This window comes from Nitrobacter sp., from assembly GCF_051535215.1.
GTDB lineage: Bacteria > Pseudomonadota > Alphaproteobacteria > Rhizobiales > Xanthobacteraceae > Nitrobacter.
The window spans coordinates 228496-240783 of the sequence record NZ_JBPPLY010000003.1; the positions used below are offsets into that span (position 1 = coordinate 228496).

Annotated in this window: 11 protein-coding genes; 8 read left to right on the top strand and 3 right to left on the bottom strand. The window is 62.9% G+C overall.

Going from position 1 to position 12288, the window contains the following annotated elements:
* Positions 1-15 precede the first annotated feature (15 nt).
* The 7 genes from aroQ to aat all read left to right on the top strand — a co-directional run bounded on the left by aroQ (position 16) and on the right by aat (position 6356).
* A complete protein-coding gene (aroQ, locus tag ACS3WB_RS05470) occupies positions 16-492 on the top strand; it encodes a type II 3-dehydroquinate dehydratase (protein WP_438274550.1) in 477 nt (158 codons plus the stop codon).
* Positions 493-527: 35 nt separating this feature from the next.
* Positions 528-1016 (top strand): acetyl-CoA carboxylase biotin carboxyl carrier protein, encoded by a 489-nt coding sequence (gene accB / locus ACS3WB_RS05475; RefSeq protein WP_438274551.1) that lies wholly within the window; start codon positions 528-530, stop codon positions 1014-1016.
* A gap of 25 nt (positions 1017-1041) precedes the next feature.
* A complete protein-coding gene (gene accC, locus ACS3WB_RS05480; protein WP_438274552.1) occupies positions 1042-2397 on the top strand; it encodes an acetyl-CoA carboxylase biotin carboxylase subunit in 1356 nt (451 codons plus the stop codon).
* 85 nt (positions 2398-2482) lie between these two features.
* Positions 2483-4084: a sensor histidine kinase gene (locus ACS3WB_RS05485; RefSeq protein WP_438274553.1), complete on the top strand. Its 1602-nt coding sequence runs from the start codon at positions 2483-2485 to the stop codon at positions 4082-4084.
* Positions 4081-4521 (top strand): response regulator, encoded by a 441-nt coding sequence (locus ACS3WB_RS05490; protein ID WP_438274554.1) that lies wholly within the window; start codon positions 4081-4083, stop codon positions 4519-4521. The genes ACS3WB_RS05485 and ACS3WB_RS05490 overlap by 4 nt, the downstream gene beginning before the upstream one ends.
* Entirely contained in the window at positions 4518-5606 is a 1089-nt protein-coding gene (locus ACS3WB_RS05495) for a sensor histidine kinase (protein ID WP_438274555.1), read from the top strand. The genes ACS3WB_RS05490 and ACS3WB_RS05495 overlap by 4 nt, the downstream gene beginning before the upstream one ends.
* A 72-nt stretch (positions 5607-5678) precedes the next feature.
* Complete coding sequence (gene aat, locus ACS3WB_RS05500; RefSeq protein ID WP_438274556.1) at positions 5679-6356, top strand: leucyl/phenylalanyl-tRNA--protein transferase; 678 nt, start codon at positions 5679-5681, stop codon at positions 6354-6356.
* 71 nt (positions 6357-6427) lie between these two features.
* On the opposite strand, the gene ACS3WB_RS05505 is transcribed toward aat, so the two are convergent.
* Both ACS3WB_RS05505 and ACS3WB_RS05510 read right to left on the bottom strand, forming a co-directional pair.
* Positions 6428-8185 (bottom strand): methyl-accepting chemotaxis protein, encoded by a 1758-nt coding sequence (locus ACS3WB_RS05505; protein ID WP_438274557.1) that lies wholly within the window; start codon positions 8183-8185, stop codon positions 6428-6430.
* A gap of 201 nt (positions 8186-8386) precedes the next feature.
* Entirely contained in the window at positions 8387-9310 is a 924-nt protein-coding gene (locus ACS3WB_RS05510) for a DUF2155 domain-containing protein (RefSeq protein WP_438274558.1), read from the bottom strand.
* Between the two features lie 567 nt (positions 9311-9877).
* Here ACS3WB_RS05510 and ACS3WB_RS05515 point away from each other — a divergent pair.
* Positions 9878-11593: a FecR domain-containing protein gene (locus ACS3WB_RS05515; RefSeq protein ID WP_438274559.1), complete on the top strand. Its 1716-nt coding sequence runs from the start codon at positions 9878-9880 to the stop codon at positions 11591-11593.
* 185 nt (positions 11594-11778) lie between these two features.
* Here the strand turns inward: ACS3WB_RS05515 and ACS3WB_RS05520 are convergent, their stop codons facing one another.
* Positions 11779-12189, bottom strand: a complete 411-nt coding sequence (locus tag ACS3WB_RS05520; RefSeq protein WP_438274560.1) for an NADH:ubiquinone oxidoreductase subunit NDUFA12 — start codon at positions 12187-12189, stop codon at positions 11779-11781.
* Between the last annotated feature and the right edge of the window lie 99 nt (positions 12190-12288).

Sequence of the window (12288 nt, forward strand, 5' to 3'; positions counted from 1 at the left end):
CTTTCGGGATTTCAGATGGCCAGGACCATTTACGTGCTCAACGGCCCGAACCTTAACATGCTCGGGACCCGGGAGCCGGAAATCTATGGCCGCGCCACGCTTGCGGACGTCGAAAAGCTCTGCGCCGATACGGCTGCGGGCTTCGGACTGACCGCGGATTGCCGCCAGTCCAACCGCGAGGGCGAACTGATCGACTTCATTCACGACGCTCATGCGAAGCGGGCGGCCGGCATCGTCATCAATGCCGGCGGCTACTCGCACACCTCGATTGCGCTTCATGATGCACTGGTCGCGGCGGGTATCCCCACCGTCGAGGTCCACATCAGCAACATCCATGCGCGCGAGACCTTCCGCCATCATTCCTTCACGGCAAGCGCCGCCTTTGCCAGCCTTTGCGGCTTCGGAATCGACGGCTACCGGCTCGCCATCGACGGCCTTGCCGCCAGAATCGGCGCGGCGAAGTCCGGCAGAAAGTCAAATCCTGACGTTTAAGCGTCATCCCACAGAGAAAGTTTCGGATCGAGAACATGGCCCCGCAGCCTGGAGACGCAGCAAAAACAAAAACCGGTGACGGACGACGCGAGGAAAGCGAGGTGATCCGCGAGCTCGCCGCGCTTCTGGACGAGACCAAGCTCACCGAAATCGAGATCGAACGCGACGGACTCCGGGTGCGGGTCGCCCGCAACGTGGGCACGGCAATGCCCGCGAGCTATCAGGCTGCGGCCACGGTGCCGATGCCTGTCACCGCGCCGGCTTCCGGCACCCCCGACGTCAGCAAGCATCCGGGCATGGTCCCCTCGCCCATGGTCGGCACGGCCTATTGGGCGTCCGAGCCGGGCGCCAAGCCCTTCATCGAAATCGGGTCCAAGGTCACCGCAGGTCAGACGCTGCTGATCGTCGAGGCCATGAAGACGATGAACCAGATTCCATCGCCGCGGGCCGGCACCATCACGCAGATTCTCGTCGAGGACGGCCAGCCCGTCGAGTTCGGCGAGCCGCTGGTCATTATCGAATGATGCCGTTCGAACCGCAGGCGCAGTAATGTTCGACAAGATCCTGATTGCCAATCGCGGCGAGATCGCCCTGCGTATCCTGCGCGCCTGCAAGGAACTCGGCATCGCGACGGTCGCCGTGCACTCCACCGCCGACGCCGACGCCATGCATGTACGACTCGCGGACGAGAGCGTCTGTATCGGACCGCCGCCGGCAAAGGACAGCTATCTCAACGTTCCGGCGCTGCTGGCAGCCTGCGAGATCACCGGCGCCGATGCCGTGCATCCCGGCTACGGCTTCCTGTCCGAGAATGCCCGCTTCGCCGAAATCCTCGCCGACCACGGCTTGCACTTCATCGGCCCCAAGGCCGAACACATCCGCCTGATGGGCGACAAGATCGAAGCCAAGAAGACCGCGAAGCGGCTCGGCATTCCGGTGGTCCCCGGCTCCGACGGCGGCATCAGCCCGGATGACGACGCCATGGCGATCGCCAAGGCGATCGGATTTCCGGTGCTGGTGAAGGCGGCCGCCGGCGGCGGCGGACGCGGCATGAAAATCGCCAAGACCCCCGACGACCTCGCCATGGCAATCTCGACCGCCGGCAATGAGGCACGCGCGGCATTCGGCGATGCGTCCGTCTATCTGGAAAAATACCTGCAGAAGCCGCGCCACATCGAAATCCAGGTGCTCGGCGACGGACGCGGCGGCGCCATTCATCTTGGCGAGCGCGACTGCTCGTTGCAGCGGCGTCACCAGAAGGTCTGGGAGGAAGGGCCTTCGCCGATCCTGACCGCCGCCGCCCGCAACAAGATCGGGGAAACCGTCGCCAAGGCGATGCGCGAGATAAAGTATCTCGGCGTCGGCACCGTCGAATTCCTCTACGAAGACGGCAAGTTCTATTTCATCGAAATGAACACCCGCATCCAGGTCGAGCATCCCGTCACCGAGATGATCACCGACATCGATCTGGTGCTGGAGCAGATCCGCATTGCCGCCGGCGGCGACCTTCCCGCGACCCAGAAGGAAGTCGTCATCAACGGCCATGCCATCGAGTGCCGGATCAACGCCGAGAATCCCGTCACCTTTCGCCCCTCGCCTGGCAAGATCGTGCGGTTTCATCCGCCCGGAGGGCTCGGCGTGCGGATCGATTCCGCCGTTTATCAGGGCTATGTCATCCCACCCTACTACGACTCGCTGGTCGGCAAGCTGATCGTCCACGGCAAGACCCGCGCCGAATGCCTGATGAGACTGCGGCGGGCGCTCGACGAGATGGTGGTGGACGGAATCGAGACCACCCTGCCGCTTTTCCGGGCTCTGGTCCGCGAATCGGGCATCATCGACGGCGATTACCACATCCATTGGCTGGAACAGTACCTCGCAAGCGGCGACCTGACGGGAGCTTGATCCCTCCCCTCCGAGTCCCCACCTCCCGGTTTGACTAAAATCACGAGGAAGAAGGGAACCGGATGCCCCCTTCAAGCGTTTGGCAATGGCCAGGCATGAAACCGTGCGGGGGGACGATACGTTATTGACCGAGGCTGAGCACCATCTTGTGGCGTCAAGCCGCGGCAAGTCATTGCCTCAAGCGTTCGGCCAGATCGTACTGCTGGCCGCGGGACTGGTGGTTCTGACGCTGATCAGCGCAACCTCCGTCTACCTCGTGAACAAGGCGCGCGAAGACGCCCGCTCGACCCTGCACAGCATGGAGGTTGAGAACGAAATCTCCCTCACCCAATTGCAGATGCGGCGCGCCGAGAGCGCGCAACGCGGATTTGTGCTCACGCAGCGTCCGGAATTTCGAAACGCCTTCGAAGAGGCAGCGGCCCAGATTCCTGCCAGTTTCGAACGGCTGAGAACGCTGACCATCGACAATCCCTACCAACAGCAGCGGCTCGATCAGATCATCCCGCAAACCGAGCAGCGGATCGCGCAATTGCGGCACAGCATCGACCTCGTGCAAACGGAACGGCTCGCCGAAGCGACCGAAATGGCCCGCCAGGAAGCCACGCGCGATGTCATGGGCCAGATCCGCGACCTCGCCAACGAGATGCGCGCCGAGGAAGACCGATTGTTTGCGGCTCGGGTCAAGTCGGCCGACGCCAGTCAGTCGCTCTCGGCTGCTGTCACCAGTATCGGATCAGGACTGATCGTGGTTTTCGCGGGGACGTCGATCTTCCTGGTGCGCCGGTCAAGCCGGGCGCGCGACGTGGCTGAAAGCCAGTTGCGCGACAACTATCTCAACCTCGAATCGACCGTGGAGAAACGAACCACCGACCTCCGCGAGGCCAATGATGAAATCCAGCGCTTCGCTTATATCGTCAGCCACGATCTGCGCTCGCCGCTGGTCAACATCATGGGCTTCACCAGCGAACTGGACGAATTGCGCGGCGACATCTTCAAACGTATCGCGACCCTGAGCCGGCCGGACGGCGCTCCGCCGCCGGCTGCCGACGAGACGGCCGCCGAGGTCGAACCGGTTCTCGAAGAATCCGACAAACAACTGTCGCAGGACTTCGCCGAGGCTCTCGGCTTCATCAAGTCGTCGATCGCCAAGATGGATCGGCTGATCAGCGCGATCCTCAACCTCACCCGCGAAGGGCGGCGCGAATTTTACCCCGATCAGATCGCCATGCGTGATTTGATCGAGAACATCGCGTCGACCATGGCGCATCAGGCCGCCGAAGCCGACGCCGAAATCCGCGTCGAACCGCTGCCGGATATCGTCAGCGACCGCCTTGCCATCGAGCAGATTTTCTCCAATTTGATCGACAATGCGCTGAAATATCTTAAGCCGGGCGTTCCCGGCGATATCGCCATTGGCGGCCGGCGCAAGCTTGGATTCGCCATCTTTGAAGTCACCGATAACGGCCGTGGCATCGATCCCAAGGATCACCAGCGAATCTTCGACCTGTTCCGGCGCGCCGGTACGCAGGATCGGCCGGGCCAGGGCATCGGCCTTGCGCACGTCCGCGCGCTGGTCCGCAGGCTCGGCGGAACCATGTCCGTCGCGTCGGAACTTGGCCACGGAAGCACGTTTACTGTTACCCTTCCCGCCACATGGACAGGCATCAATCGGGACAAGCAATCATGAGTAAACCAGTCGTCATCATCATGATCGAGGATGATGAAGGTCACGCCCGGCTAATCGAGCGCAACATACGGCGTTCCGGTGTCAATAATGAGATCAAGCCGTTCAGAAACGGTACAGACGCCCTCAACTACCTGTTCGGCGCGAATGGCAACGCGCCGCCTCACAAGGGAGAGACGCTGCTGATTCTGCTCGATCTCAATCTGCCTGACATGACCGGGATAGATATCCTGCGGCAGGTGAAAGAAAATAAACACCTGAAATGCGCACCGGTGGTCGTGTTGACGACGACCGACGACTCCCAGGAGATCAAGCGGTGCTACGAACTCGGCTGCAACGTCTACATCACGAAGCCGGTGAACTACGAGAGTTTCGCCAACGCCATCCGGCAACTCGGTCTGTTCTTCTCCATCATTCAGGTTCCCCGGACCACCTCATGAGCGCCAAGCCAACCCTGCTTTACGTTGACGATGACAAGGCGCTCGCCCGGCTGGTCCAGCGCGGCCTGACGCGCCATGGATTTTGCGTGGAGCACGCTCTCGACGGTGAATCGGGGCTTGCACGCATCGCGCAGGGCGGCATCGATGTGATCGCGCTCGATCAATATATGCCCGGTCTCGACGGGCTGGAGACGCTGAAACGGATTCAGGCAATCCCCGACGCGCCGCCGATCGTGTTCGTCACCGCATCGCAGGACTCCAAGATCGCCGTGACCGCGCTCAAGGCCGGTGCCGCCGACTATCTTGTCAAGGACACGCTCGGCGAATTCGTTCCCCTGCTGGGGGTCGCGGCCGAAGTGGCGATCCGGCAGGCTCACATCCGGAAAGCACGCGACCAGGCCGAGGCAGAAGTTCGCGCCTCGCGCGATCGCTATGCAGCACTGGCGAGCGAGCGCGAGGTGCTGCCGCGCGAGGTCAACCATCGTATCGGCAACAGTCTGCAGATCATCGCCTCGCTGCTGCACCTGCATGCCAATTCCAGTCCCGACGAAAACATCAAGGTCGCGCTCAGCAGCGCGATGGGACGCGTGGCGGCCGTGGCGCAGGTGCATCGGCGCCTCTACACCTCGCACGATCTGAAGAGCGTGCTGCTGAACCAGTATCTTGAAGCGCTGCTTGAGGATCTCCGGCGCTCCACCGAGGGCAATCGGATGTCGCGTCTCGATCTGAAGGCGGAACCCATCGAGATCGACCCGGATCGCGCCGTCGCAATCGGAATCATCGTCAACGAGCTGGTGATGAACGCGGTCAAATACGCGTATCCGGACGGTCCGGGTCCGATCCACGTCGAACTCGCGATCGACGGCGGCGACATCGAGCTTTCGATCGCAGACGACGGCGTCGGCCTCAATGCAAAAGCCGATCCACGCTCGACCGGAATGGGCCAGCGGATTGTTTCAGCGATGGCGCAGAAACTCGACGCCCAGACCGAACGCGATCTCACCCATGCCGGAACGCGGATCGTGCTGCGGTTCCCGCGCGCGATTTCACCGGCCGCGAAGCTCACGCCAGCAACGGCTGCCTGAGCCGGCTTGCGGTGAAACGCGTCGTCCGCGTATTCTCGAAGCCCGGCGGCGCTCCGCTCTGCTAAAAGGCGCATGATGTCCCGCGAGACCGCAGCTTCCGAGATCACGCCCGAGTTGCTGTTGCGCGCCTACGCCTGCGGCATTTTCCCGATGGCAGAAAGCGTCGACGATCCGACGCTGTTCTGGGTCGAACCGAAGATGCGCGGCGTGATCCCGCTCGAAGGATTCCGAGTCCCGTCGCGGCTGGCGCGCACGGTACGATCGGACAGTTTCACCGTAACGATCGATACCGCTTTCAAAGCGGTCATCGACGGCTGCGCCGCGCCGCAACCGGGCCGTGACAATACCTGGATCAACCGCCGCATCCGCGAACTTTACATCGCCTTGCATGAACTCGGCCACTGCCACAGCGTCGAAGTCTGGCAGGGAGGCGAACTCGCGGGCGGCCTCTACGGTGTCAGGCTGGGCCGCGCCTTTTTTGGCGAGAGCATGTTCCACGTCGTGCGCGACGCTTCAAAGGTCGCGCTGGTGCATCTGGTCGCCCGGCTGATCGCGGGCGGCTTCGTGCTGCTCGACACGCAATTCGTGACCGATCATCTGCGCGGTTTCGGCGCGATCGAAATCCCGCGCAGGCGTTACCGGATGCTGCTGGACGTTGCGCTGGAAAATCGCGCCGACTTCGGAGCCCTGCCGCTGGACCGGCCGGTGCCAGGCGCGGACGCGCTCGGGATCATCGCCAGCCGCCCGTGACATCTCGGACCGCATGTTCTGCAAGCCAACGCGCCGGGACGCCTTTGCGCGCCCCGGCGCGAGCAGTATCTTTACGCGGCTCGAACCGAGTTCAGGAATTTCCCGACTTCGAGCTTCAGCCGGTTGCCGTCGCTGGACAGTGACTGCGCGGCCGACAACACCTGTGACGAAGCCGAGCCGGTCTCTGTTGCACCGCGCTGGACGTCAGCGATGTTGGAAGATACCTGTTGGGTACCTTGCGAGGCCTGCTGCACGTTCCGCGAGATCTCCTGCGTCGCAGCCCCTTGTTCTTCCACCGCGGCCGCGATGATCGAGGCAATCTCCGAAAGCTTCTCGATCGTGCCGCCGATCTCCTTGATGGCGTCGACCGAATGCTGCGTCGCGCCCTGGATGCCCGAGATTTGCTGGCCGATCTCGCCAGTGGCTTTCGCGGTCTGCTCGGCGAGCGCCTTCACCTCGGAAGCAACCACCGCAAACCCCCGGCCGGCCTCGCCCGCCCGGGCCGCCTCGATCGTGGCGTTGAGGGCAAGCAGGTTTGTCTGACCTGCGATTGTGTTGATCAGTTCAACGACGTCTCCTATGCGGCCCGCGGCGCGAGACAGTTCGCCGACGCGATCGTTGGTTTTGCGGGCCTGGTCGACCGCTTCATTCGCGATGCGCGCTGATTCCTGCACCTGACGGCCGATTTCGGTGACGGACGATGCCAACTCTTCAGTTGCGGCGGCGACTGAATGGACGTTGGTCGATGCTTCCTCGGAAGCGGCCGCAACCGTGGTCGTCACGTGCTGGGCCCGCTCCGCTGTGGAGGTCAGCGTGCTGGCCGATGCTTCCAGTTCGGTCGAGGCGGACGCGACTGTTTCGACGATCTCGCCGACGGCGGCCTCGAACGAATCGGCCAGCCTGATCATGTCGGCCTTCCGCTGCTGGGCGGCGATCTCGTCCTGCTTCCGCTTCGCTTCGGCTTCCTCGCGAGCCTTCTGCTCGGACACCACCTTGAACCTCTCGACGGCGGCGGCGACGGCGCCGACTTCGTCCTTGCGGCCAAGTCCCGGCAACACGACCGCGAAATTGCCTTCCGCCAGTTCCAGCATGGATTTGGTCAGCGCCGAGATCGGTTTGGCGATCGTGACGATCGACAGGACGCAGGCGCCGATCAGCAGCAATGCGACCACGCCGCCAAGTATCATGGACATCCGTTGGGCGGAGGCTTCTTCCCGTGCCGCCGCCGCCTTTTCCTCTTCAACGCGCTCGTTGGCGAATCCGACGACCTTCTCCGAAACTTCGGCCAACTCCTTCGCCGCCGGGAGGGCGACTTCCTTGGTCAACCGGACAGCCTCACTCCCAAGCTTGGCAAGCCGCGCGCCGGCGTCGGCCTTCATGTCGGCGCCCTGCTTAGCTTCGATCTCCAGCAATTCGCCGCGGGCCGCGGCAATCGGCTTGGCCCCATTGTTCATATAATGATCGGCGAGCTGGTTCATCTTCTCAAGTCGCGCAAGATTTTCAGCCGACTTCGAAAGCGCGATAGCTTCGCGGATGAATCCCCGTGCCGCCTTGTAATGAGTGGCGACTTCTTCCTGGGCGGCCAGCAACTGCGCCGGCGTGCTTGCAAGACGAATGTCACGAACTCCGATCATCATGCCGCGAGTCGACGATTTCGCTTCGGTGCCTTTCACTGCGAGCAGATTCTGGGTTTCCGCTCTCTCGTTAGCCTGGCGCACCGCATCGCTACCGCTCATCTGAACATAGATCAGCGCGACGACCATGATGATGCTGAGGAGCGATGTGATTGCGAGCTTTGTGCCGATTCGCAGATTTTCGATGAAACGCATCGTAAGTAGCTCCAGAAAATTATTGGCTGTGGCGGCACGTATGGCCTGATCGGCACCGTTTCGAATCGCCGACGACAACGGGGACGATCGGAACAATAGATTCTCAAATGCGAATGAATCGTTATGGTACCGGACACATCACGCCGGCGCCGCCGGGAGATTTGCATCCCGGCCTGTCAACCGTCGTTGAAGCTTTCAGGCTTACTGCCCGAACGGCGGAAAGAACGGATTGCTACGCGGCTGCTGCTGAGGCGGCGGTGGCGCCGGTTGCGGAGGGGGCGCTGGCTGGCGCGGCTGGCGCGTGGATTGTCGCGGCGTTCGCTTGGCGGGCGGCGGCGGGGCCGCCGGCTTCGGCGGATCCGGCTGCGCGTTGACGACCGTCGTTTCGGGGTCCTTGCAGTCGGTCAGCCAGACGTCATAGATCGGATGCTCGACGCCATGCAGGCCGGGGCTCGCCGCGAACATCCAACCGGAGAATATTCTCTTCACCTCGCCCTGGAGAGTGATCTCGTCGACCTCCACGAAGGCGTCGATGTTTGCCGCTTCGGTCGCCGGGCGCGTGTAGCAGGCGTCGGTTTTCACCCGCAGCGCGCCGAACTGCACGGTTTCTCCGACCTCCTCGTCGAAGTGGATGATGCGGCCGGTGATCTTGTCGAGGCCGGAAAAGACCGCCTTCTTGTTGATGACCTTCTGCGCCGGCGGCTCGGTGACGACTTCATCGCCCGGTTGCAGCGTGGCCGGCGCGGGAGGAGCCGAGCGCGGCGGGGATTGTGCGGGTGGCTGGCGGTTGGGCGAAGGCGGCGCGACCGCAACTCCACCGGGCGCGTTCTGCGGAACCACGGTCGTGCCGGGCGGAGGCAGCGGCTGAGTTTGCACCGGTCCCGGCGGCGCGACGCCCTGGCCGGGATTCAACGGCGCCGGCAGCACACGGCCCTGCCGAGGCAGGTCCGGCACGTCTTCCTCATCGTCATCGGGTGCCCCCTGCCCACGCGGAATGGCAGCCGGCGGGCGCGGTACGGGATCCGAAAAAATATTTCCGATCTGCGCTCGCGCAGGCGACGTCGCCACGGTGAGGGCGGCGATAATGAAAGCCGCACAACCGGCTATGACAATGGTTCGGAACATCTTGCGCGGCTTTGTCTGGCTCGAATCAGGGCCGGAACATTGTACAGAAATTTAAAGGCTCCAAGCCGCTCGCAGGGGCCCGGTTAACACGGGGATTGCGGCGGGGAAAGGGCGGCCTTTGCGCACCAGTCGGATGCGCAGCCTTCTCGCTCGCGGATCGCAGATCGAGTTGCATCCGTGGAGCAGCGACGGCCGACAGCCTTCGATGATGACCATCGCACCGCCAGTCTGAAAAAACGCGGCCGCTTCGACGGGCGCGATCCCACCAAGGCGCGGTGAACAAGGCGCGGAGAAAATTCGTGGAACGCCAACGCCGCCGTTGCGACGGAGTTGATCCGCTTGCTGTGCTCGCCGCCTCAACGCCGGCAAGTAGTCCGCGCCGAACAAGCAGGCGGGGCAAGCCGGCTTGGGGAAGAGCATACGGCAGTGGATTTAGGGCAACAGATGGCATCATTCGAGTCCTGAATGGTATTTTGGTAGGCTCGCGGGGTTGGCGCATTCGAGGTGTTCAGGGCTATATTCATGAAGCTATACTCGCCTTTTAAGTTTTGCGTGTCGGGGATTGCCATGAGCCGGACGGGGGCGCTTCAGCTTGCAATAACGACGGCTGTGCTGGCGCTTTGCGGCGCGACGGCGCAGGCCCAACAGGTCGGCACGGCATCGGCGGTCAACCCGGCCGCGACCGCGAACCTGAAGACCATCACCATCGGTCAATCGATCGCGCACAAGGAACGCATCCAGACCAAGTCCAGCGGCTCGGTGCAATTGCTGTTCCTCGACAAGACCTCGATGACCATCGGTCCGAACAGCGATCTTACGATTGACGAATACGTCTATGATCCCAGCGCCAACACCGGCAAGCTGGCGGCGACGCTCGGCAAGGGCGCGCTGCGTTTCGTCGGCGGCCAGATCAGCCACAATGGTGACGCCGAGATCAAGACCGCCTCGGCGTTGATCGGCATTCGCGGCGGCGTGATGATGACCGACGGCAAGGGCGGCATCTATTCCGGTTACGGCACGATGACCGTGAACTCCGGCGGTCAGACCGTGACGCTCGGCGCCGGCGAATTCACACAAACCCAAGCCGACGGGCCACCGACTCCGCCCGGCCTGCCGCCGCCGGGATTCGTGCAGCAGCAGATCGCACGGTTTCAGAGCGCGGTCGGTCAAACAGGCGGCGCGCGCGCAGGCGCGGCGTCGGCGGCGAATGTCGCAGCCGCAGAGCACAACGCAACCGGATCACCCGGCGGATTGGTGACGGGATCGGGCGCACCGCCCTCTCCTACTCCGCCCACCATCGTCCAGCAGGTCAATGCGATCACGTCCGCGTTCACCCAGTCGATCCAAACCTCCAATCAGGCGGCGGGGGTGCAGGAGATCGCGGATCGGCCGAAGGGCGGCAACAACACGCCGCCTATCGACAACAACCCGCGATCTTCAACAACGCTGACCGGATACGTCGGGGGACTGGACGTCGTTAACCTGAACCCGAACCGTCCGATCACCGGCACGGCGGCGATCAACCTCGATGCGGCCAACAATCGCGTTCAGAGCAATCTGGACATATACGCCTATGACCCGGCGAATCCGTTCACGCAGCTCGCACATAGTATTCACGCGCTGTTCCAGTTCGGATCGACTGGATCGACCGGCCCAGCCAACAGCGGCTATTCCGATTACAACAATTTTTATGCGAACATCCCTGACAACTCCACCGTCAACAACAAAGCAGTCACCGGCGTGCTCGTTTCCGCCAACGGCGTCGCAGCGAACCAGGTCGTCACCAGTGCGATTCCAAATCTGACGGCGTGTCAGTGCGATTACACGCGCTGGGGATTTTGGGCGGTCAGTGCAGCCAACGGCAACGCGGCGCCGAACGAAACGCTTATTGGCACCTGGGTCGCCGGCCGGCCGGTTGGCAGCATCAGTGACGTGCCCACGACGGGCACCGCCACCTACACCGGTCACGTCATCGCCAACGTGAACAGCGCGGGCTTCGTCGCCGGCGGCTTCTCCAACGCCGTCGATTTCGGTCAGCGCACGGGAGCCGTCAGCGTGACCAACCTCGACAGTACCAATTATTCCGGCAACGTGAACTTCAACACCGACCCGCGTAACTTCGGCGGCACCATCGCGGGCGATGCAGGCAGCCGCAGCATGGTGCTGCAAGGCAGCTTCTTTCAGGGAAAAACCAGCCCGGTCGGCGAGATGGGCGGAAGCGTCGCGATTTCAGGCGCCAACAATTATCTCGGCAGCGGCATCTTCGCGGCCAGCAAGCGCTGAAAGTGAAACGACGCCATTCTTCGAACGGCTATGGTCCGGTCATGACCCGCTGAAACGCTTCTTCGCACACACTCAGCCTGAGCGAGCGCGGAACCACCGTGTCGCCGCGCGCCGTCGACTGCACGGCTGCCATGACGCAACCGCAGGCCCGTGTAGTGGGATTGAGATATGGCGCGTCGGCGTCTCTATTTCCCGGGCATCCAGGGCTGGTAATCGCCGGTCGCCTTGGGGCGGCGGCCGCTCACCATCGTCGACCCGGGCGGGCGATAGGCGGCCGGCGTGCCTGTCATGTTCGGCACATGCGGCTTCTGCCATTCGCGCGGCTTATAGTTTTCCTTGGTCGGCGGAACATCCACAACATGATGAATCCAGCCGTGCCACTCCGGCGGAATGCGGCTGGCTTCCGTATAGCCGTTGTAGACCACCCAGCGCCGCTCGAAACCGAGCGTCGGGTCGATCTTTCCGCCCCGCGTCCGGTAATAGCGGTTGCCCTGGCTGTCCTGCCCGACCAGTTCGCCAAAGCGCCACGTCCAGAGCTGCGTGCCGAAGGTCTGGCCGTTCCACCAGGTAAAGAGTTTAAGGAAAAACTGCTTCATGGCCGGATTCCATTGCCGAAAGGGGCATAGTACCTCGATTTGATGGCATCCCGCCGCGCTCTTGTCCAGCGCGACCCGCGGCTGAATGGCGCGTCCCGG